General features: G+C 46.7%; 23 protein-coding genes and 1 pseudogene. 16 read left to right on the top strand and 8 right to left on the bottom strand.

The window, feature by feature from the left end; translation table 11 throughout:
- Positions 1-57: 57 nt before the first annotated feature.
- Positions 58-1,278 (bottom strand): MFS transporter, encoded by a 1,221-nt coding sequence (locus tag TRESU_RS09780; protein WP_002584949.1) that lies wholly within the window; start codon positions 1,276-1,278, stop codon positions 58-60.
- 1,091 nt (positions 1,279-2,369) lie between these two features.
- Between TRESU_RS09780 and TRESU_RS15380 the strand changes: the two genes are divergently transcribed.
- From TRESU_RS15380 to TRESU_RS14340, 14 genes and pseudogenes are all read left to right on the top strand, one after another.
- Positions 2,370-2,561 carry a hypothetical protein gene (locus TRESU_RS15380; protein ID WP_000841357.1) on the top strand — a complete coding sequence of 64 codons (192 nt, stop codon included), beginning with the start codon at positions 2,370-2,372 and terminating at the stop codon, positions 2,559-2,561.
- Between the two features lie 646 nt (positions 2,562-3,207).
- Positions 3,208-3,606 (top strand): plasmid mobilization protein, encoded by a 399-nt coding sequence (locus TRESU_RS09765; RefSeq protein ID WP_001126628.1) that lies wholly within the window; start codon positions 3,208-3,210, stop codon positions 3,604-3,606.
- Positions 3,578-5,245 (top strand): relaxase/mobilization nuclease domain-containing protein, encoded by a 1,668-nt coding sequence (locus TRESU_RS09760; RefSeq protein WP_009249723.1) that lies wholly within the window; start codon positions 3,578-3,580, stop codon positions 5,243-5,245. Before TRESU_RS09765 ends, TRESU_RS09760 begins: the two co-directional genes overlap by 29 nt.
- Positions 5,235-5,621, top strand: coding sequence for a cysteine-rich VLP domain-containing protein (locus TRESU_RS09755; protein ID WP_000998386.1), 387 nt, complete (start codon positions 5,235-5,237; stop codon positions 5,619-5,621). The genes TRESU_RS09760 and TRESU_RS09755 overlap by 11 nt, the downstream gene beginning before the upstream one ends.
- A gap of 72 nt (positions 5,622-5,693) precedes the next feature.
- Positions 5,694-6,488, top strand: a complete 795-nt coding sequence (locus TRESU_RS09750; protein ID WP_001205019.1) for a replication initiator protein A — start codon at positions 5,694-5,696, stop codon at positions 6,486-6,488.
- Positions 6,485-7,324: an ATP-binding protein gene (locus TRESU_RS09745; RefSeq protein WP_000200031.1), complete on the top strand. Its 840-nt coding sequence runs from the start codon at positions 6,485-6,487 to the stop codon at positions 7,322-7,324. The genes TRESU_RS09750 and TRESU_RS09745 overlap by 4 nt, the downstream gene beginning before the upstream one ends.
- 14 nt (positions 7,325-7,338) lie before the next feature.
- Positions 7,339-7,527 (top strand): transposon-encoded TnpW family protein, encoded by a 189-nt coding sequence (locus TRESU_RS09740; protein WP_000427739.1) that lies wholly within the window; start codon positions 7,339-7,341, stop codon positions 7,525-7,527.
- A gap of 111 nt (positions 7,528-7,638) precedes the next feature.
- Complete coding sequence (locus TRESU_RS09735) at positions 7,639-9,258, top strand: recombinase family protein (RefSeq protein ID WP_000945966.1); 1,620 nt, start codon at positions 7,639-7,641, stop codon at positions 9,256-9,258.
- 128 nt (positions 9,259-9,386) lie between these two features.
- On the top strand, positions 9,387-9,572 hold the full coding sequence (locus TRESU_RS09730) for a hypothetical protein (protein WP_041612051.1): 186 nt from the start codon (positions 9,387-9,389) through the stop codon (positions 9,570-9,572).
- Positions 9,573-9,674: 102 nt separating this feature from the next.
- A complete protein-coding gene (locus tag TRESU_RS09725; RefSeq protein ID WP_013702076.1) occupies positions 9,675-10,106 on the top strand; it encodes a cupin domain-containing protein in 432 nt (143 codons plus the stop codon).
- A 125-nt stretch (positions 10,107-10,231) separates the two neighbouring features.
- Positions 10,232-11,170 carry a DUF362 domain-containing protein gene (locus tag TRESU_RS09720; protein WP_013702075.1) on the top strand — a complete coding sequence of 313 codons (939 nt, stop codon included), beginning with the start codon at positions 10,232-10,234 and terminating at the stop codon, positions 11,168-11,170.
- 23 nt (positions 11,171-11,193) lie between these two features.
- Positions 11,194-12,099 (top strand): annotated as a pseudogene (locus TRESU_RS15640) (formylglycine-generating enzyme family protein); the annotation flags it as partial.
- Positions 12,100-12,102: 3 nt separating this feature from the next.
- Positions 12,103-12,678, top strand: a complete 576-nt coding sequence (locus tag TRESU_RS15635; protein WP_281054713.1) for a flavodoxin — start codon at positions 12,103-12,105, stop codon at positions 12,676-12,678.
- Positions 12,679-12,696: 18 nt separating this feature from the next.
- Positions 12,697-13,371 carry a DUF4405 domain-containing protein gene (locus TRESU_RS14340; RefSeq protein ID WP_169309757.1) on the top strand — a complete coding sequence of 225 codons (675 nt, stop codon included), beginning with the start codon at positions 12,697-12,699 and terminating at the stop codon, positions 13,369-13,371.
- A 135-nt stretch (positions 13,372-13,506) separates the two neighbouring features.
- Here TRESU_RS14340 and TRESU_RS09705 read toward each other — a convergent pair whose 3' ends face one another.
- From TRESU_RS09705 to TRESU_RS09685, 6 genes are all read right to left on the bottom strand, one after another.
- Positions 13,507-13,785 (bottom strand): TetR/AcrR family transcriptional regulator, encoded by a 279-nt coding sequence (locus tag TRESU_RS09705; RefSeq protein ID WP_013702073.1) that lies wholly within the window; start codon positions 13,783-13,785, stop codon positions 13,507-13,509.
- Between the two features lie 342 nt (positions 13,786-14,127).
- On the bottom strand, positions 14,128-14,454 hold the full coding sequence (locus TRESU_RS15630) for a hypothetical protein (RefSeq protein ID WP_245535663.1): 327 nt from the start codon (positions 14,452-14,454) through the stop codon (positions 14,128-14,130).
- Between the two features lie 79 nt (positions 14,455-14,533).
- Entirely contained in the window at positions 14,534-15,025 is a 492-nt protein-coding gene (locus TRESU_RS15625) for a LysR family transcriptional regulator (RefSeq protein ID WP_245535662.1), read from the bottom strand.
- Between the two features lie 201 nt (positions 15,026-15,226).
- Positions 15,227-16,036 carry a M48 family metallopeptidase gene (locus tag TRESU_RS09695; RefSeq protein ID WP_013702072.1) on the bottom strand — a complete coding sequence of 270 codons (810 nt, stop codon included), beginning with the start codon at positions 16,034-16,036 and terminating at the stop codon, positions 15,227-15,229.
- 67 nt (positions 16,037-16,103) lie between these two features.
- Entirely contained in the window at positions 16,104-17,042 is a 939-nt protein-coding gene (locus TRESU_RS09690; protein WP_013702071.1) for a helix-turn-helix transcriptional regulator, read from the bottom strand.
- Positions 17,043-17,051: 9 nt separating this feature from the next.
- Positions 17,052-17,921: an omptin family outer membrane protease gene (locus TRESU_RS09685; protein ID WP_169309756.1), complete on the bottom strand. Its 870-nt coding sequence runs from the start codon at positions 17,919-17,921 to the stop codon at positions 17,052-17,054.
- Positions 17,922-18,062: 141 nt separating this feature from the next.
- Here TRESU_RS09685 and TRESU_RS09680 point away from each other — a divergent pair, with 141 nt between their 5' ends.
- Together TRESU_RS09680 and TRESU_RS09675 are read left to right on the top strand one after the other, a co-directional pair.
- Positions 18,063-18,524, top strand: coding sequence for a GyrI-like domain-containing protein (locus TRESU_RS09680; RefSeq protein WP_013702069.1), 462 nt, complete (start codon positions 18,063-18,065; stop codon positions 18,522-18,524).
- Between the two features lie 73 nt (positions 18,525-18,597).
- Positions 18,598-19,725 (top strand): SLC13 family permease, encoded by a 1,128-nt coding sequence (locus TRESU_RS09675; protein WP_013702068.1) that lies wholly within the window; start codon positions 18,598-18,600, stop codon positions 19,723-19,725.
- Positions 19,726-19,937: 212 nt separating this feature from the next.
- Here TRESU_RS09675 and TRESU_RS09670 read toward each other — a convergent pair whose 3' ends face one another.
- Complete coding sequence (locus TRESU_RS09670; RefSeq protein WP_013702067.1) at positions 19,938-20,663, bottom strand: DUF6198 family protein; 726 nt, start codon at positions 20,661-20,663, stop codon at positions 19,938-19,940.
- Positions 20,664-20,665 lie beyond the last annotated feature (2 nt).

The following is a 20,665-nucleotide window of genomic DNA, read 5'->3' as shown; positions in this document are numbered from 1 at the left end:
GTTTTTCAGAACCACCATCCAGGCATTTTGTTTAGTAATAGAAAAAGGTGCAGTTGATTATTGCGTATTGTCAATCTCTCTCAAACCGGGTAGTAAAAATACGGCAAGCGCAACGATGATAATGCCAATTCCGCAAATGACAAACCATTTCTCAACTCCCAGCCGCTCCGCCAGAGGCCCGGAAATGACAAGGCCAAACGGCATGGCGAGGGAAGCGGCGCTTGTCAGTAGAGAAAAAACTCTCCCCAGATATTCTGGTTTGACCGTTTCTTGAAAAATCGCATTTTGCACACCGTAAAATGGAGCGGAAATTCCCATAACAGTACAGCACACAACAAAGACAAGAAATGCGTCTGGCGGCAAAAGCCCGGAGAGCATATTGCTAACGCCCATCAGGAGAACGGAAAGACCGATGGTGTACCGCCGTTTCTTAAAACCGCCCCAAATGCTCAGAATGACTCCGCCAAGCAGCATACCAACCGCAAAAGCAATTTCAGCGGCAGAGGCATGGGCCGGTGTTCCTTTGAAGTATGACATACAGATGAGAGGAAAAAGCGTACTGATTGGCATATAAAAGAACATATAAATTACACCAATCCAGAGCAGAGCAAAGAGGCCCCTGTTTTGCTTTAATACCACATACCCCTCTTTCATATCCTGTAAAAACTGTTGTCTTTTCGTTTCTGGACATAGTTCAGGCGTTGGTATGGACGAAATCGCAACAGTCACACAGGCAAGGATTGCACCCACAATATCTAACAATATAATTGCATTAAGAGGCCAAACAGCATATAAAAACGCTGCGGCAGCTGGACTGATAATCGCACTTACTGCTTGCATGGTCTGCGTGTAACCAGCGCATTTTGTAAGTTCCTCTTTTGGCACAATCATAGGTGTTGCTGCGCTGAATGCTGGAGAATGAAAAGCAGTTCCCGCACTTCGGATTAACAGGACAACCATAATAGACCATACGGGCAATTCCATGTAAAACGCCACCAGCGCCAGAATACCGCCAGCGGCGGCAATTATCAAATCCGCACCAATCATTACGCTTTTACGGCTGTGCCGGTCAACAAAAGCACCTGCAAACGGGCCTAAACAGGCTTGCGGCAAAAATCCAATCAGTGTTGCCGCCGTCAATATGATTGCAGAATTAGTTTTCGCAACCAAATAAAAGATAATGGCCATTTGCAAAATACCGCTGCTAATAAAGGATATTGCTTGTCCGGCAAGAAGTGTAAAATAAGTTTTTCTCCATGAATTGTTGTTTTGGGTCATAATGCGAACCTCCTTTTTTATTGCATTGTTCCTTTGTTTCTGCAATAAAAAGCAGGCGTTGTCCCACAGAGAGGGCAGACGCCTGCATAACAACAAAGCACGAAAAAACACCACGATACAGTTCAAAGACTGCTCGTGTCAAACCTACGTGTTCCTTTGCATACGCACGCAAAAAAAGCCCACCATCATGTGGAAAGGTACTTCTACTTTTTATTGCTTATTAGCGTACACAAATTAACACACGTAAGCCTCCTTCCAATCTCAAACTGTCGCACAGTATAACACACATCCGATAGACTTGTCAACCATTTTTAACCTTGTTTTCCATCTTGTTTTTCCATCTCTTACGGGCAGTAGCAAAGCCAGGCGAGCCAGTCAACGGTCAAGATGAACGGCGCTTTCAGCGCCGCCGTTGACAGTCTCGCCCGTCTTTGCTAATGGGTAATCAAGGCGGGAAAGCCATTTTAGGGCTTTCCCGCCCATTTCAATTTTGGGAGAAGAAAGGCCCCAAAATGAACGAGTGCGGCCAAACACTTTTAGGGATTGGCCACCTTGTCCACCCATCCAGCGGGGCGGCGGGGAACGGTCAAGGCCGGGCGTCAGCCCATTCATTTCAGCCTTGACGGTTTCCTGCCGTCCTGCTACTTTTCCCGGAGTGTGGCCACACATCTGGTCACGGTGTCCAGAGCTTTGGGACTTTTTGTCCCATAGGCCGGGGGCGGAGGACGAGGGACGGGGGCTTTCATAATACGCCCTGTCTGCTGCTGAAATCAGCCCTTTGTTTCCGGCTTACCAGCCCCAAACAAAGCCCTGCTTTCCTGCCGCGTCAAATGCCCTTGCCCTCCCCGGCGGCAACGGTATTTTCAGGGCAACGCCGACAGAGCGTATAACACACTACACTTTGCTCCGCAAAGTCGTGTGCCAAATGGGGCGCTGCCCCCTTTGGAAACCCCCGCAACAAACAGGTGCTATGCACCCAGCCGGGAGCATAGCGCCGTTTGTTGTCAGCAGCCCGTTTCACGGTCTGCGTGTAGTTCCTTGTAAACTGACCTAACCAACGACAAATATACTTTTAGGGGAGATATAGCAATATGAAAAGTAATAAATACTTAACTATTGGCTTATTAACAGGATTTATTGTCGGTGGTTGCATAGGTGTGTTGGCATGGGCGTTTTTGCAAAATCTTTTTGCTATTTCTATTTGTGCAGGTATCGGAATGTTGATTGGAATTGTTATAGGTACATTGATTGATTATGAAAAAAATAATCATCAAGAGAAATAGAAAAAATGCACAATGCCTTAAAGGGAAAACAGGAATTTATTGTGCTATCCATCATCGGGCCAACCTGACCTGAACTTTCAAAACTGAATATCCACCGCCCATCGGCGGCCAGCGAAAGCAGTAAGTCTGAAAAAGATTTGCTGCTTTTTTCTTTATCCGTTTGGCAAAATCGCAAAGTCATCCGTAGTAGGTAGGTGAAGCCGGAAACAAAAAATTTTCTGCGGCGGTAGCCAAATCTGCATTTTCTGTATTTCTAAGGCAAAGGAAAATTTGAGAAAATTCCCGGCAAGCGGGTAGCTGGCGGCCTTTGAAATGTATCTTTAGCGGAAAGAAAGAACTGCGGGTAAAAATCGCCCCACGCCGTAAGATTTTTGCAGAAATCCGGCCAAAACAGGCGGCAGCTATACGAGTAGTAAGTGCAAGGGGAAATCTACGGCTTACTTAGAGCAAGTTTCTACCACGGTGCCAAAATCCGCAATTCTGCGGTTTTGCCCCTCGCGGGAAACTTGTTGGGGAGTGCCTTCCCCAAACCCTGCTATGCGGCTTACGCCGCAAAAATATTTCTGTCCGGCAGACAGGAAATGCCCCGAAAATAGCTAACAGACCAGCCCATTTTTTGTGATAAGTGAAAGGAGGTTTACAGCCCATGCCGAAGCGATACAACACCCCCCACCGCAGCCATGTTGTGAAAACCCGGCTGACCGATGAAGAATACGCCGACTTCACAGAACGGCTTGCGCCCTATGGTATCAGTCAGTCCGAATTTCTCCGGCAGGCCATCCGGCGCACTACCATACGCCCCGTACTCCATGTGTCGTCAGTCAATGACGAGCTGCTCTCCGCTGTCGGGAAGCTCACAGCCGAGTACGGCAGGATTGGCGGCAATCTCAACCAGATTGCCCGCACCCTCAACGAGTGGCATAGCCCCTACCCGGCTATGGCAAAGGAATTGCGGGAAGCGGCCGCCGACCTTGCCGCCCTCAAGTATGAAGTCCTAAAGAAAGTAGGTGACGCCGTTGGCAACACTCAAGCATTTAGGCTCTAAGAACGCCGACTACGGAGCCGCCGAACAATACCTGCTCTTTGAGCATGACGAATTTACTATGAAGCCCGTCCTTGATGAAAACGGCAGGCTTATCCCCCGTGAGGATTATCGCTTGTCCACGCTGAACTGCGGCGGCGAGGATTTTGCCGTTGCGTGTATGCGCTCCAATCTCCGCTATGAGAAAAATCAGCGGCGGGAGGATGTGAAAAGCCACCACTATATCATCAGCTTTGACCCACGGGACGGGCCGGACAACGGCCTGACCGTAGACCGGGCGCAGGCGTTGGGGGAGCAATTCTGTAAAGAGCATTTCCCCGGCCATCAGGCCCTTGTCTGCACCCACCCGGACGGGCATAACCACAGCGGCAACATCCATGTGCATATCGTCATTAACAGCCTGCGGATAGAGGAAGTGCCGTTCCTGCCCTACATGGACAGGCCAGCGGACACGAAAGCCGGGTGCAAGCACCGCTGCACCGACGCAGCCCTACGCTACTTCAAGTCCGAGGTCATGGAGATGTGCCACCGGGAAGGACTTTACCAAATCGACCTCTTGAACGGCAGCAAGAACCGTGTCACAGACCGGGAATATTGGGCGCAGAAAAAGGGACAGGCCGCACTGGACAAGCAGAACGCCCCCATGATTGCAGGCGGTATCACGCCCCGGCAGACCAAGTTTGAAACGAACAAGGAGAAGCTGCGGCAGACCCTACGGAAAGCCCTTGCCACCGCTGCCAGCTTTGACGAGTTTTCCTCTCTGCTGTTGCGGGAGGGTGTGACCGTCAAGGAGAGCCGGGGGCGGCTGTCCTACCTCACGCCAGACAGGACGAAGCCTATCACCGCCCGGAAGCTGGGCGGCGACTTTGACCGCACCGCCGTCCTTGCCGTTTTGGAGCAGAACGCCCAGAGGGGCGTAACGGTTCGCTACACCCCGCAGCACCAAGCCGCCAGAGCCGCCGAACAGACCGCAGCCATACCCGAATACCTACACGCCGGGAAAGGCCGCTTACAGGGCGAAAAGACAGGGAAAATCGACCCCAGACAGGACAGTGTGCAGCGGCTTGTGGACATTGAGCAGAAGATGGCCGAGGGCAAGGGCAAAGGCTATGAACGATGGGCGAAGATACACAATCTGAAACAGGCCGCCAAGACCCTGACCATCTACCAACAGTACGGCTTTTCTTCCCCGGAACAGCTTGAAGCCGCCGTTGCTACCGCCTATCAGGAAATGCGCCAGACCAGCGGCGAACTGAAAGCACTGGAAACGAAGCTGCAAGGGAAAAGGGAGTTGCGGCAACAGGTACTTGCCTATGCCAAGACCAAGCCCATCCGCGAGGGGCTGAAAGCGCAGAAATCCGAGAAAGCCCGCGCCGCATACCGCCAGGCAAACGAGAGCGATTTTATCATAGCCGAAGCCGCCGCCCGGTATTTCAAGGCACAGGGGCTTACCAAGCTGCCCGGCCGAAAAGCGTTGCAGGCCGAGATCGAGCAGCTTATCTCCGAGAAAGACGGCCTGTACAACACCTATCACGAACAGAAGCAGCGGTTCAGGGAGTTGCAGACCGTCAAGCGGAACATCGACCAGATTTTGCGCCGGGAAGAGCCGCACCGCAGAAAGGAGCAGAGCCATGAACGATAAGCCGTCCCGCATGGACTACCGCCAGCACCAGGCAGCCCGCCGCCTTGTGCATGAGTGCTGTAACTACGACGAGGGGAACTGCCTGCTGTTAGACGACGGGGAGCCTTGCGTGTGCGTCCAGAGCATTTCCTATTCCCTCATGTGCCGCTGGTTCCGTGTGGCTGTCCTGCCCCTTGACGGGGAGCTGGCCGCAGCCCTCTTGTACCGGGGGAGCCGGAAACGCTGCGCGGTCTGCGGGGCGGCCTTTGTCCCCAAATCCAACCGGGGGAAATACTGCCCCGGCTGCGCCGGGTGCATGAAGAAACGCAAAGCCGCCGAGAGAAAGCGGAAACAAAGGCAGAAATGTCACGCTTTAGAGCCTTTCAAACCCGCATAAATCAAGGCTTTTTTCGTGGGTGTCAAAGGGTATGCGATACATTTATCCTTTCCCCCCGGAAATGCCGTCCTAATGCGTGACAAAGCCCAAAAACGACACAACACAGAGGGAGGTGATACTATCGCTGATTATATCAGGGCAGACACCACGCTGCCCGCCTATCTTCCATACCCCCGTTTCCTGCTGAAAATGGAGATTTCACAGACCGCCAAGCTGCTGTATGCGCTTTTATTAGACCGCTCCACCCTGTCACAGAAGAACGGCTGGCAGGACGGCGAGGGCAGGATATTCATTGTCTACCCCGTTGCGGAGATAGCGGAAATGCTGGACAAGGGTTGTACCGCCATCAAGGGAGCCTTGAAAGAACTGGACGCAGCCGGGCTTTTAGAACGGGAACGGCGGGGCTTCTCCGCACCCAATCGGCTTTATGTGAAAGTGCCGCCTGTCCCAGTGGTACGGTTTTCCGACCAACTGATGGCCGGAAAAGCGACCCTCATACAGTCGGAAAAGCGACCTTATGACGGTCGGAAAACCGACCCTATGATGGTCGGAAAACCGACCCCTAACAAAACTAATATAAACAACTTAATAGAGAACCAAACAATGAGAGCGAGTGGGGAGCCGCCCACAGCTTATGGCCGATATGAGAATATTTTTCTGTCAAAGGACGAATATGACGAGTTACAGGCAGAATACCCGGACAGGCTGGAACGGCTGATTGAGGAAATGAGCCATTACCTTGCCGCCAGCGGGAAAGCCTACCAGAATTATGCCGCCGCCTTGCACAGATGGGCGGCCAATGACAAAAAGGGAGCCGTAAAACAGGGCATCCCCGACTATACCTGTATGGAGGGAGAAAGCTTATGACAAGTGAAATCAAAGATATTTTGGAGAACATGACAACCGCCGCCCCGGAGATGGAGGACTATATCGGCGAGGACGGACTGCTTTACTGCGGAAAGTGCCATACGCCGAAAGAAGCCTACTTCCCGGAGGGTAAGGAGCTGTTTGGCCGTGACCGCCACCCGGCAGAGTGCGACTGCCAGAGAGCCGCCCGTGAGCAGCGGCAGGCCGCCGAGGAACACCGCCGCCATGTGGAAGCCGTGGAAAATCTGAAACAGAGGGCTTTTGCCGACTCAGCCATGCAGCAATGGACATTCGAGAACGACAACGGCAGAAACCCGCAGACCGGGATTGCCCGGCGGTATGCGGAGCATTGGGAAGAAATGCAGGCCGAAAACATCGGCTGCCTGTTCTGGGGGAACGTCGGCAACGGGAAAAGCTACCTTGCGGGCTGTATCGCAAACGCCCTCATGGAGAAAGAAGTCCCCGTATATATGACGAACTTCGCCGTTATCCTGGGCGACCTCTCTCCCGGCTTTACAGGCCGGAATGAGTATATTTCCCGCCTTTGCCGCTATCCGCTGCTTATCATTGACGACTTCGGCATGGAGCGTGGCACCGACTATGGACTGGAACAGGTATTCCATGTGATTGATACCCGATACCGCAGCAACAAGCCGCTGATCGCCACCACCAACCGCCCGCTGGACGAGTTGAAAAAGCCGACAGACACGGCCCATTCCCGGATTTATGACCGACTGCTGTCCATGTGCGTCCCGATACGCTTTACTGGCGTCAACTTCCGGCAGGAAACCGCAAAGCGGAAAATGGAAACCATGAAGAAACTGCTGGCTGAATGAAAGGAGTATTGCCTATGGAGAATATCAAGCAGCACGACCACCGTACCACCCGCCGCCCCGACTGCGTGACGGAAATCCGCATGGGGAATACCGTTCTTGTCGTGTCCGGCTTTTTCAAGAAAGACACCACCAGCACCGCCGCCGACAAGATGGCGAGGGTACTGGAAGCGGAAGCCGCTGCTACACAAAAAAAGGCGATTTGACAAGCTGTAAAGAAGCAGATTTATCACTTTTACCGCTGTACAGCCGCCCCTGTTCCGTGGTACAATGAAACCACGGAATAGTGGGGCTGGCTGTCGGAAACGGAGGATTTTATGTTAAGACAAGCCACCCAAAACCTCATTACCGCCCTTTATCCGAGATTGTCCCATGAGGACGAATTGCAAGGCGAGAGCAATTCCATTTCCAACCAGAAACGGATTTTGGAAGCCTACGCCAAGCAGAACGGCTTTACCAATCTGCGCTGGTACACCGACGACGGCTACTCAGGTGCGAACTTCCAGCGGCCCGGATTTCAAGCCATGCTTGCAGACATTGAAGCCGGGAAAGTCGGCACCGTCATAGTCAAGGACATGAGCAGGCTGGGGCGTAATTACTTGCAGGTGGGATTTTACACGGAAATGCTGTTCCCTCAAAAGGGCGTGCGTTTTATCGCTGTCAATGACAACGTGGACAGCGCAAACGGCGGCATGGACAATGATTTTACCCCTCTGCGGAACTTATTTAACGAATGGCTGGTGAGAGATACGAGCAAGAAAATCAAGGCAGTAAAGAAAGCAAAAGGCATGAGCGGCAAGCCTGTAACCAGCAAGCCAGTCTATGGCTATCTCATGGACAAGGACGAGAACTATATCGTTGACGAGGAAGCCGCCCCGGTTGTCCGGCAGATTTACCAGCTTTGCCTTGCGGGAAATGGCCCGACCAAGATTGCCCGTATGCTGACGGAGCAGCAAATCCCCACGCCGGGGACGCTGGAATACCGCAGGACGGGCAGCACCCGACGCTACCACCCCGGCTATGAGTGCAAGTGGGCGACAAACACCGTCGTCCATCTGCTGGAAAACCGGGAGTACACTGGCTGTCTGGTAAACTTCAAGACGGAGAAGCCCTCTTACAAGGTCAAGCACAGCGTTGAGAACCCCATCGAGAAGCAGGCTATCTTCCCAAATCACCATGAGCCGATTATCGACACGGAAACATGGGAGCGTGTGCAGGAGTTACGCAAGCAGCGAAAACGCCCGAACCGCTATGATGAAGTGGGGCTGTTCTCTGGTATGCTGTTCTGCGCCGACTGCGGCCATGTGCTGTATCAGCAGCGGTATCAGAACAAGAACCGCAAGCAGGACTGTTATATCTGCGGCAGCTACAAGAAGCGTACCCGTGACTGTACGGCACACTTTATCCGCACCGACCTTTTGACGGCGGGCGTGCTTTCCAATCTCCGGCAAGTGACGGAATACGCCGCCAGGCATGAGAGCCGCTTTGTAAAGCTGCTCATCCAGCAGAACGAAATCGGCGGCAAGAGAAAGACCGCCGCAGCCACGAAGCAGCTTGAACAGGCCCAGACACGCATTGCCGAAGTGAACCGCATTATCAAGCGGCTGTATGAGGACAATGTAAGCGGCAAAATCAGCGACGAGCGTTTCATGGAGCTGTCGGCGGACTATGAGCAGGAGCAGCGGGAACTGAAAGACCGGGCTGCCGCTTTGCAGGAGGAACTTTCCAAGTCGCAGGCCGCCACCGTCAACGCCGAGAAATTCATGGGGATTGTGAGAAAGCACCTTGCTTTTGAAGAATTGACCCCCACCCTCTTGCGGGAAATGATTGAGAAAATCGTCGTGCATGAGTGCAGCTATGACGAGAACGGCACCCGCAGGCAGGACATTGAGATTTATTACAGCTTTGTCGGCAAGATAGACTTGCCGGAAGCCTAACGCCTGACCTATCCGACACAGCCCTAAGTGCCGGATAGGAACGGCAAAATTTTTTACACTTCTATTACTTCTTTATCGCACATTAGCAAAGCTTCAGGTGTTCTTTGAGACTTATTTGAAGTGATTTTTTGACAAAAAAATGTTTGTTTCAGGCGATTTCCGTTGCTTACGCAGACCACTGCATCGGCTCTACAAGGGCGGTGGAAATCGGCGAATTTGCGGATAAAAGCGTTTGCGATGTTCTGAAAAATCTTTCAAGCAGAAGCGTTTTTGCTTTTACTCTGGCTGAATCTGTTGCGTCTGCTTCTGAATAATCTCCTGCCGTTTTTTCAAGCTCAAAAAAGCTCGTCGTCTACTACAGCTTTACTGAAACAACTGTGAAACTTGCAAAAAAAAAGAAGAAAAAGGTGAAAAATATGACAAAAGAGGAATTTTCTAAAATCGACAAATTTGGAGTTTGTGAGCCGAACGAGGCTTTCGCAAAGTATTTTATCGGTCAGTCGTTCTTGAAGCCGCTTACGGACACAAAAAAAGGCGAATTTCCGATTTTTAATGTTACGTTTGAGCCGGGCTGCCGCAACAACTGGCACGTTCACCATGCAATGAAAGGCGGCGGCCAGGTTTTAATCTGCACGGCTGGAAACGGCTGGTATCAGGAATGGGGAAAAGAGGCGGTTTCTATGGAAGCCGGAAGCATTGTTGTTATTCCTGCGAACGTTAAGCACTGGCACGGCGCAAAAAAAGACAGCTGGTTCAGCCACATCACGTTTGAGCCTGCAGGCGAGGGAACTTCCAATGAATGGCTTGAACCTGTGAGCGACGAGGAATACGGAAAACTTGGGGAATAAGGAAAAACTGAAATGAAAATCATCTGTTTTATGTACGCAAGTTTTGACGGCAGGGCGCAGATTTGAATGCAATTCGGGTCGTGAACGAAGTAAACTAAAAAAGAAAAATTACTTTGGAGACAAATATGAAAAAACTTCTTTCAACACTTTTGGCTTTGCTTTTTGCTGCCGGAATTTTTGCCCAGAATCAAAATGACGGTCAAAAAAACGGCTCGCAGAATCAGAGCATTGTCTATTTTACGCGTGATGTTTCTTCCGCGGGGCTTATGAAAGTTTACCGCGCTCTGAAGCAGAAAATCGAGGGAAACGTGGGAATCAAGGTGAGCTTTGGCGGACCCGACGAGGAAGTTTTGCAGCCAGATCTTTTGCGCGACCTTGTAAGGACGACTGGTGGCACGATGTTTGACGGAAACGGCTTGTCGGGCAACAGGCGTACTTCGGAGATGAATCTTTCGTATGCGAGGCGGCACGGTTTCATGGAAATCGGAAAATGCGTGATGGTTAGCGACAGCGACTATATCAATCTGCCTTTGACTGGCGGAAATCTTTTAAAATACGCGCGAACAGGAAAAGAATTCGCCGGCTTTGACACGCTGATTTCAGTTTTTCGCGTCCGGCTTCACATGCTCCCGGCTTTTGACGGAAACATCAAAAATATTTCGCTCTGCCTTGCCAACCGAAGCGGAAAGTGCATTATTCATTCAGGCGGCACGGACGAAAGCCATTATCACAGTACTCCTGCCGACGTTCTTGAAAAAAGCTTTGCAGATGCCGCAAAAGCCGCGCTTGACTACAAGAAAAATTGGGCGTTCATCAATGTTCTTGACGACATCGAGCCGAACGACAGCTGCCGGGGCGCGAAAAATCTCGGAAAAATCGGAATCATAGCCTCGAACGACATCGTGGCCCTTGAGCAATGCACTTTGGACTTTGTGATTGAAAAAACCGATGTTGACAATGCCACAAAATCCGAATGGAAAGCCGCCCACTGCACAGGAATGGTCGAGCAGCTTGAAAAACTCGGCGGCGGCACAAGAAACTATCGGCTCGTGGAATTGAAGTAGGGGAGAACTTGGAGAATATTGCAATGAAAAAAATTATTTTTACGGTGGCTGCCGCTTGCCTTTTGTGCGGCTCAGTTTTTTCGGAATCTAAAATGATTTTAATCAAAGGCGGGACTTTTTTGATGGGAAGCTCTGCTTCGGAGCGGATGCGCGATAAGGACGAGGAGCAACATTCGGTTGCGGTGGACGATTTTTATTGCGACGCGTTTGAAGTCCGGTAGTCGGATTATGAAAAACTGATGGGAGAAAATCCAAGCTATAACAAGGGCGCGAATCTTCCTGTTGAGAATGTTTCTTTTTACGACGCACTTGAATACTGCAACAAGAAATCTTTGGCGGAGGGTCTGGCTACGGTTTACAGAATCGGCGGAAAAAACGCGAAGTTCCCAGATGTATCTGTGGACTTGGCGGCGGACGGTTACCGGCTTTTGAGCGAGGCTGAATGGGAATACGCCTGCCGTGCCGGAACAAAAACGATTTTCAGCATGGGAAACTGGAACAATCCGAAAGACGCGAACTATGAGGGAAGCTATCCGTATCTAATAGAAGAAAATTATGTTCGGCGCACAAATCCGAATGTTCAGCCGGGCTTGAACCGCGGAAAAACGGTTGCGGTGGGCTCTCTCTCGCCGAATGCATTCGGGCTTTTCAATATGCACGGAAATGTGAGCGAGTGGGTTTTTAATTATTACGGCGGTTATGACGATTCGATTTCTTCTCCAGATGTTGCTGGCGCGGCTGGAATTGGACGTTCGGGCGGAAAAAATGCTTCTGGCATGGGCGGAAAATCTGTCTTGAATCCGCTTGGTGCGTCAGTTGGTATTTACCGCGTGAACCGTGGCGGTGGCTTCAATGATTTTGGAAAGCATTTGCGGAGCGCATACCGTTCGGCTTCAAATCCGCTTACAAAAGACAGAAATCTTGGATTCAGAATCGCGCGGAACGCCGGAAAACGGAACTTTGTTTTTGAGACAAAATATGATGAGAGAATCGCTTCAATTTCAGTTCCTAAAAATCCGCGTGTCCTCGTTGCGTATTTTTCTTATTCGGGAAACACCGAAAGCTCGGCTGAATATATTTCAAAAAACCTGAAACAAAAATTCGGCGATGAAAAAGTTGACCTTGTGGAACTTGAAATGAAGAATCCGTACCGCGGCGGAATCTACGATGTAAGCCAGTGCGACTTGATGAGCGGAACGCGGCCTCCTTTAAAGACAAAAATATCTGCCACAAAAATGGCGGAATACGACGTTGTCTTGCTCGGCTACCCGACTTGGTGGGCGACTCTTCCAATGCCGGTTTACAGTTTCATTGAAAGCTACGATTTTTCAGGCAAAGCCGTGGTTTCATTTTCAAGCCACGGCGGAACAATGTACGGCGACAGCGTGAGCGACCTTTCAAAGCACTTGCCAAAAAGCTACCTGGGGCTTCCGTTTGAGTTCTTCTATTCCGGCGGCCGCGACCTGAATGCAAGAATCGACGAATGGCTGAAAGAAAGCGGACTGTGAGCTATTTTGAATATGAAAATGCGAAAACTTCTTAAAATCATAACCGATATTCTTATGTTCGCGGACTTTATATTTTTGATGAGCCATGAGGTTGTGCGCAATCTTTCGGCGCATGGAATTTTCGGGGCTACGCTTTTTGCGCTGTTTATTTTGCATCACATTTTGAACGGCGGCTTTTACCGTTCCTTGAACCGCGGAAAATATAATTCCGTGCGGATTTTGCTGAGCGCGACTGCGTGGCTTTTGTTCGCTCTGATGATTTTGATGGCGTTCAGCTCGGTTATGATGAGTGGCGCGGTTTTTGCGTTTTCTTCTATCAACATGACTTCCTGGAGCCGCCCGCTGCACGCTTTTTCATGCTCCTGGGGATTTCTGGTGATGGGCTTTCACTTGGGGCTTCATCTTCATTCAAAGTTGAAAAAACTTGAAACGGCGGCGAATGGGAAAAAAGCGGACTGCAGAAATTCCGCGTGTTTTGCAATCCTTCAAATTCTGTGGATTTTAATTTTCGCACTCGGAATCTTCTGCATAGTTCATAGCCAGCTTTATGTCTATCTTTTCTGGCGGAACGCATGGAAACTTTCCGCTCCGAACATTTTTGTATGCGTGTCAGAATATTTGGGAATGACCGCAGGAATGATTATGCTTTCGCATTTTGCGATGAAACTATTTACAGAAAAAAAGCACAGGTAAATTTTTTTTCAGGAGCTTTCCTGCCTTGCGGCAGCAAAATCTCGCAGCATACCTACGGTATGAAAAATGCCTAAGCCGTGTTTGTTTCATCAGCCTGCAGAAGCAATCATTCTGTCAATGTCTGTGAATGTGTTTTCAGTTGCTTCTGAGTGATACATTAGGAATCCATGAGAAAAAATCCGTACTTCCGGGATATTCCTGGATGAATTCTTCCCTGCTCAGAATCGCGGCTGGAGTTTTGTAAACGCGTCCCTGCCGGCTGAATATTTCGGTCTTCGCGTCAATCACCCGGAAATTCATGCCGTGCTTCAAGTCATCAATCTGCTGCATGGAAGTCGCCTCGTAGCCCTGCGCCGAAAACAAATCCAGCGCCGCCTCCAGAATCTCCTGCTTTGTGTTACCTTTTTCCGCCATATCGAGTTTCCTGAATAAAAATATCACTGACAATATATCCGACCGACTGATAGGGTGTCAAACGGAAATGTTTCATCTTCAATTGATTTCTTGTTGTGTTACGGTAACATTCCGTGAACTGGTGCGCTTTTGACAAACGTTATTTTGATTTTCTCCGGCAACATCTGTTTTCTGCCTGCGTTAAAATAACGTTCGCCGAATTTGCTTGATTTCTCCTTGCGTTACCGTAACGTTTGCCGTCAGCACGTAATTTCTTGAAGCGTTACAGTAACGTTCGCAAAACTTTGCACTTTCATAAAACGTTAATTTCCCATTTTTCTTGACCCTTATCACGCATTCATCTTAAATATACTTTCTCACCGCTTCAATGTAACTTACCGCGTATCTTGAAAGAATCACGTTCTTTTTCGTGATGATTCCAATCCGCATTTTCTCGTCAAGTTCGAACAGTCGCGCCACGATATGATCTCCGTTCAGCTCCTCGTCGATTACACCAGAGCTCACTGTAAATCCGTCAAGTCCAATAAGAAGATTAAAGAGAGTCGCCCGGTCTCGCACCATGATTGTTTTTTCGTGCTCAATTGCAGGGTAAGGCTCTTCGGAAAAATAAAATGAACTGTGCTCCCCCTGCTCAAAGACGAGATACGGAAACGGCGCAAGGTCTTTCACGGTGATTCGGCTTTTTTTACACAGCGGATTTTTGTCGCTTATAAAAACGTGAGGCTTTGCTGTAAAAAGCTCGGAGAATTCAAGCTCGTTTTTTTTTCAGGAGTTTTCCGATTATCTCCTCGTTTTTTGAGTCTGTGTAGAGAATTCCGACTTCGCTTTTCAGGAATGAAACGTCCTCGATGATTTCAAAAGTCTGAGTTTCCCTGAGCGTGAAATTGTATTTGTTTCCGCCGAATTCTTTGATTACGTCAACAAAAGCATTCACCGCAAACGAGTAGTGCTGGCAAGAAACGCTGAAAAACGGATTTGCACTTCGCTTTCCTGTGAATTTTTCCTCGAGCAAGTCCGCCTGTTCAAGAACCTGCCTCGCGTAAGATAAAAAAATTTCGCCGTCTTTTGTGATTTCAATTCCTTTGTTTGTGCGCGAGAAGATTTTCACGTTCATTTCGTCTTCAAGCTGCCTGATTGCGGCTGTGAGGCTCGGCTGCGAGATAAAGACTTTTTCAGCCGCTTTAGAGATTGTTCTGCACTCGGCGACTGTAACTGCATATTTTAGCTGCTGTAGTGTCATTTGTTTCATTTTAGCTTTTTAGTATAGTTTAAATCTATACCGCATAGATGGTGAGATTGCAAAACTTGAGGACACTTTTATCACTAGAACAAACAATCATTACCGGACTTGTTCTGTCAATTTTCATTTAGAGTATATTCAAACCATAAAAACGGCTAAGACATTGAGTGTAAGCGTGCCTTGTCCAAATGTATTTAGACGTTATTTTTTTGCAGCCTCATAAAGTGGATAAACTTTTTTAGAGATTTCGGTTAAGTCTTTTATGCGGCTTGTGTTGGAAGGATGGGTGCTCATAATTTCTGGAATCTGACTTCCACCGAGCGCAGACATTTTTTCCCAAACTGCAACAGCTTCATTAGGGTCGTACCCAGCGCGTGCCATAAGTTCTGTTCCAATGTGATCCGCTTCTGTTTCGTGCGAACGTGAAAACGGAAGAGTCAAAGTATATTGAGCCGCAAGACCAAGCAAAGAGTTTCCAGTTTCATTAAGTCCTGCAACGGAAGAAACAACTGCGATTCCGGCGTTTTTTAAAGTTTCGCTGCTAGCCTGCTCACGACTGTGTTCCCTAAGCGCGTGCGCAATTTCGTGTCCCATTACAGCGGCAAGCTGCGAATCTGTCAAATTGAGGCTTTGGATAATTCCAGTGTAGACAACAATTTTTCCGCCAGGCATACACCAAGCATTTACAGTGTTGTCGCTGATTACATTCACCTGCCAGTTCCAAGAAAGCGCGTCTTCTCTAAAAGCTCCAACCTGCGCAATCAAATTTTTTGCAACATTTCTTACGCGGGCAACAGTCGTAGCATCAACATTCAACGTGCCGGACTTTTTTGCCTCGGCAATAACCTGAGCATAAGACTCATTCGCGCTCTGCTCCATCTGTTCTTCTGAAACAATCATAAGCTGATTTCTGTCCGCTCCCACATTTCCTGCTGAAGTCGTTGTTGCCATGCATCCCAAAAACAAAACTAAAACAAAAGATGAAAACAAAATCCACAAAAAATTTTTCATAAAAATATTTCCTCGCAAAAAACTAAAATTTATTATACAAATATTTTTATCTTCTTCAATTGAATTTTTATTTTTCATTTAAGCGCGCTGACATTTTTTTTACTTCAAGAGAAAACTGTTCTTTTATTTTTTCAGGAAAAATTATTTTTATAGCTGAGCCAAATGACAAAAGAAATGGAACAAGCCAGCTGACTTCCGGCGCGTTAAATTTTACAATTGAAGTTTCTGAAGAAAACTTCTCAACTTTGCAAACTGCAAATTCATCAAGGATTCTATAAAGCTCGTTGTCTGAAACTTGAGCAGTTATTTCAATTATCGAAATTTCTTTTTCCGCACTATAAGAATTTTTCTGCTCAGCTCCAAATTTTTCTTCCATAAAAACTTTTTTATTCAGTACTTTTAGATTGCAGATTCTATTAAGCTTGAAATATCTTGGAGCACAACGCACATTGCACCAACCGTAAAAATACCAGCCAACACCGCGGAATACAATTTTCCAAGGCTGAACAGTTCTATGCTCAGTTTTTTTGTTAAGTGAAAAATAATCAAACTCAACTTGCTGTTTTTCTATTATGGCATTTTTAAGTTTGTTAAATATTCCGTTGATATTTTTTCCCTGCGGATTCCATGGAGAAAAATCAAGTTCAAGCCAGTCAGTATTTTTTTTAGCAAACTTGCTGAGTTTTTGCACCGCAGTTTTTTCCGCAGAATTTTTGCAAGAATGCTCACTGCCTGTAAGTTTTGCAACAGCCTTCAAACTTGAAACAACAGAGCATTTTTCTTCATCAGTAAAAATAGTTTTATCCAGCACATAATTTTCTGCAATCGAAAATCCGCCGTACCTTCCTTGTGTAGAATAAACAGGAACTCCCGCTTCTGCCAAAGATTCTGCCCAACGCAAAATTGTTCTTTCAGAAACACCAAAATGTTCCGCGAGATTTTTTGCAGTTACCGATTTTTTATCCAAGAGAATGTAAACAAGCTCAAAAAGATTTTTCTGCGACATATTTTTATTTTAAAATCTATAACGCATCATGACAGAAGCAACAGAAGATTTTATTCCAGGCACAGTATAAAGCTTCACTGCGGATTTTCCGTCTTCTTTATATTCTGATATTCCGTTTTTGCATTCAAGAAATTCATAATTTGCCAGAATTGAAAAAGACTTGTAACGCAATTCCGCACCAAACAAAAATCCAGAGCCATACATCGCATCGCGGAAATCTGTATTTCTAAAATAATGTCTGTCAACTGCAAAGCAATAAATATAAGGATAGCAACGCCAATTTAAAATCAAATTCCAGTTAGAAAAAATTTTATATTCGGCTTCAAGAGAAATAAACGGAAGTACAAACTGCTGCTCGTAAGAAAGTCCAGCTCCATTAATTTTTTTTCTTTCAATTGAACTGCTCAAATACTCTCCATTCTCATAATCCGCATACTTATAATATCCGTCGTGCGCCTTAAACTTTTGATTACGATAACGCAAGCCAAACTGCGGAACAAGTTTTATTTTTTCAAAAACAAATTCATATCCGCTTTTTGCTTCAACTTCAAATTTTCTTTCAACTGAAAGATCATGTTTTGAAAAATTTGTTGCTCTTGTTTTATCCTCTCCAAGCCAGTCCCAGTCTTCAATCGTTCCGTACTTTATCGGCAATGCGCAAAGAAAATCAACATCAGTAACAATGTGAAAAATATTCAGCCTAGAAGAAATATCCGCAACAGGAATAAAATAAGTTTTCCAGTCAAGCCGGCTAAGAACATCGCCAGAATCATAAACATATTCCTGAACTTTTCCAGACTGAAAACCAACGGAAGCCGCAAATGAAAAAGTTTCAGCACTGAACTTGAAGCAAGAGAAAAATGAAATAAATAAAGACATGAAAAATATTTTTTTCACAGACATTTTCATCATAGCATTTAAGCAAAAAAAAATAAATGCAATTTAAAACAAAACATGACATACTGTTGTCATATTAACCGTTTTATAATTCAGGCATAAATTTTTTTCAATGGAGAAAACATGAAATACGAAATCGTAGAATTGCCGCAAATGACATTCGCAGGACTTACAGAAGTAACATCAAACAGCTCACCGAATATGACGCAAAAAATTGGTGGCCTTTGGCAGAAACTTGGAAACATGCAGTCAAAGTTCACGGGCAGAACAAACCAAAAAGCAGTGGGTCTTTACTGCGACTACGGAATGCCGACAGAACAGGATTACACGGTTCTTGTTGGAGTCCAAATTTCAAATGAATCAGCTGAAGATGCAAAAGAAAAAAGCTTTGCAGTAAAACAAATTCCAAGCGGAAAATATGCAAAGTTCACGGTGAAAGGCGACGTTGCAAAAGATGTTGGCAAAACTTGGGCTGAAATTTGGAACACTCCGCTTGAACGCACATTCACTGGCGACTTTGAAGAATACCAGGAAGACTGCGACGGAAAAACAGGAACAATTTTTATTTACATTGCAATAAAATAATTTTTTTTGCAATGTAAAACTGCTGACATTTTTTTCAAAGGGAAATATACTAATCTTCAAAAAGGTAAAAAAAATGTCGGCAGGAAAAATCTTTAATAAAACATTCATCTGGTGCAAAAAGGAAATTATCTTTTGCATCACATTTTTATTCGCGCTCGTTTCAATGTTTTTTGTAAAGCCGGATGCAAAATATATTTCGTACATCGACTTTGGAACGCTTCTGACTCTTTTTTCGCTGATGGCGGTCGTTTCAGGCTGGCGGCGGACAGGGCTTTTCGACGCTCTTGGGAAAACCGTCTGCCGCAAAGTTCACGGTCAGCGCGGACTTTGCCTTACGCTTGTTATGCTTTGTTTTTTCACAAGCATGATTATTACAAACGACGTGGCGCTCCTTACATTTGTTCCGTTCGCGATTGTGCTTCTTTCAGGAACGAGCGGTTTTCTTCTATTGTATACCGTCGTTCTTCAGACTCTTGCGGCGAACCTTGGAAGCATGATTACGCCGATTGGAAATCCGCAGAATATATTTTTGTTTTCAAAAATGCCGCTCGGCACAGTCCAGTTTATGAAAATTCTTTTTCCGTACACATCGCTTTCTTTTGTGCTTCTGATTTTTTCAACTCTGATAATAAAAAATGAAGAAACGCAGATTGAACAGCAGGAAGCCGAAAAAGACAGCACAAGCTGCGCAGGAAAAAATATTCTGTACACTGTCCTTTTTATATTGTGCCTGCTTTCAGTTGCGGACGTAGTTCCAAAATGGGCGGCGGCAGTCCTTGTCGCTATTTGCGTTCTTGTTTCCGACCGGAAAATTTTCTGCAATATCGATTTTATGCTGCTTCTGACATTCACGGCGTTTTTCATTTTCACAGGAAACATCGCGCGGCTGGAAAGCGTGGACAGTTTTCTAAAACGGATAACCGGAGAAAATGAATTTAACGTAAGCCTTGCGTTCAGCCAGTTGATAAGCAACGTTCCCGCAACACTTTTGCTTCATCCGTTCGCGCGGAACACAAAGGAGCTTCTGCTTGGCGTGGACATCGGCGGGCTTGGAACACCGGTGGCATCTCTTGCAAGCCTTATAAGCCTAAAACTATACACGCAGGAAAAAGGCGGCACCGGAAAATTCCTCGCAGTCTTTACGCTAATGAACATTATTTTTCTAGTCGCCCTCTGCGCAATGAAAGCGATTTTAAAATAAAAAACTATTTTCTTAATTAGCCCTAAATTCGAGTTTTATAGTTTAATGTCATTATAGGGCTTGCCACTGCGATGTTTCTAAAAGAAACTCGATTTATAATCTATTGTAGTTTTACAACAGATTCCTAACCGAGTTTACTGCGTAAACATCGCACTGTCGCAGCACGGGAATGACACATAAATGCCTGTCCTTTTCAAAATTCGATATTCAGGTTAATTTTCACGAAACACTGGAATAATTTTTTTCATAAATTTTCCAACAAGAGAAATGGCTGGTCCTAAAAGAAGTCCCATACAGACTGAACCGAAAATATTTGTTTTAAGTCCGACTCCGGCAAAAGTCGCAACTGGATTCGGAATGTTGTTTTTTGCAAAGCAAGCCGCCACAAGTCCAATTGTAATTGCAGAATAATCAAAAATAATGCGGACAACAAAAAAAGGAAGCTTAACAAATCTATCGCTGATAATTTTAGGAACCGCATCGTAAGGAGCAATTCCCAATTCTGAATTCATATAAATCGCGCAAGCAGTTACAAAAAGAAGCAAAATAAAAGCAAAAATTCCAGCCTTTGGCAAAAGTTCCGCATTCTGCAAAAACTGATGAAATCCAATCAGCTTCCAAATCCAGCGTGAAAAATCAGAAACAAATCCGATAAAAAACATATTCGCAATCGAGCCAAAACCGATATGCTGCGCCCCAAACAAAATTACAAAAACAAGAAAAACCGCGTAATCCATAATCTGAATCAAGCCGATATTATCAGTTCCAAGCAATGCCGCCACATGATAATTCATAAAAGTCGCAGGATCAGTTCCCCAGCCAATTTCAATAAGAACTGAAAGCGTAATTCCCATCATCACAACCGCAAAAAGCATAACCGGAAGTTTTACCTGCCACTTTTGAGGAAAAAACTGTTTAATGCTAAAATTAATTTTCATAT

This window comes from Treponema succinifaciens DSM 2489 (assembly GCF_000195275.1).
Taxonomy (GTDB): domain Bacteria; phylum Spirochaetota; class Spirochaetia; order Treponematales; family Treponemataceae; genus Treponema_D; species Treponema_D succinifaciens.
This window is presented reverse-complemented; position numbering and strand designations above follow the sequence as displayed.

Coding starts and splice junctions, on each gene's coding strand:
- TRESU_RS09780 (WP_002584949.1), bottom strand. CDS start 1,278: ATGACCCAAAACAACAATTCATGGAGAAAAACTTATTTTACACTTCTT.
- TRESU_RS09755 (WP_000998386.1), top strand. CDS start 5,235: ATGAACGATAAGCCGTCCCGCATGGACTACCGCCAGCACCAGGCAGCC.
- TRESU_RS09685 (WP_169309756.1), bottom strand. CDS start 17,921: ATGTCTTTATTTATTTCATTTTTCTCTTGCTTCAAGTTCAGTGCTGAA.
- TRESU_RS09765 (WP_001126628.1), top strand. CDS start 3,208: ATGCCGAAGCGATACAACACCCCCCACCGCAGCCATGTTGTGAAAACC.
- TRESU_RS09695 (WP_013702072.1), bottom strand. CDS start 16,036: ATGAAAAATTTTTTGTGGATTTTGTTTTCATCTTTTGTTTTAGTTTTG.
- TRESU_RS09735 (WP_000945966.1), top strand. CDS start 7,639: ATGTTAAGACAAGCCACCCAAAACCTCATTACCGCCCTTTATCCGAGA.
- TRESU_RS09675 (WP_013702068.1), top strand. CDS start 18,598: ATGTCGGCAGGAAAAATCTTTAATAAAACATTCATCTGGTGCAAAAAG.
- TRESU_RS14340 (WP_169309757.1), top strand. CDS start 12,697: ATGCGAAAACTTCTTAAAATCATAACCGATATTCTTATGTTCGCGGAC.
- TRESU_RS09720 (WP_013702075.1), top strand. CDS start 10,232: ATGAAAAAACTTCTTTCAACACTTTTGGCTTTGCTTTTTGCTGCCGGA.
- TRESU_RS09750 (WP_001205019.1), top strand. CDS start 5,694: ATGCGTGACAAAGCCCAAAAACGACACAACACAGAGGGAGGTGATACT.
- TRESU_RS09745 (WP_000200031.1), top strand. CDS start 6,485: ATGACAAGTGAAATCAAAGATATTTTGGAGAACATGACAACCGCCGCC.
- TRESU_RS09690 (WP_013702071.1), bottom strand. CDS start 17,042: ATGTCGCAGAAAAATCTTTTTGAGCTTGTTTACATTCTCTTGGATAAA.
- TRESU_RS09680 (WP_013702069.1), top strand. CDS start 18,063: ATGAAATACGAAATCGTAGAATTGCCGCAAATGACATTCGCAGGACTT.
- TRESU_RS15380 (WP_000841357.1), top strand. CDS start 2,370: ATGAAAAGTAATAAATACTTAACTATTGGCTTATTAACAGGATTTATT.
- TRESU_RS09740 (WP_000427739.1), top strand. CDS start 7,339: ATGGAGAATATCAAGCAGCACGACCACCGTACCACCCGCCGCCCCGAC.
- TRESU_RS09725 (WP_013702076.1), top strand. CDS start 9,675: ATGACAAAAGAGGAATTTTCTAAAATCGACAAATTTGGAGTTTGTGAG.
- TRESU_RS09705 (WP_013702073.1), bottom strand. CDS start 13,785: ATGGCGGAAAAAGGTAACACAAAGCAGGAGATTCTGGAGGCGGCGCTG.
- TRESU_RS15625 (WP_245535662.1), bottom strand. CDS start 15,025: ATGACACTACAGCAGCTAAAATATGCAGTTACAGTCGCCGAGTGCAGA.
- TRESU_RS09670 (WP_013702067.1), bottom strand. CDS start 20,663: ATGAAAATTAATTTTAGCATTAAACAGTTTTTTCCTCAAAAGTGGCAG.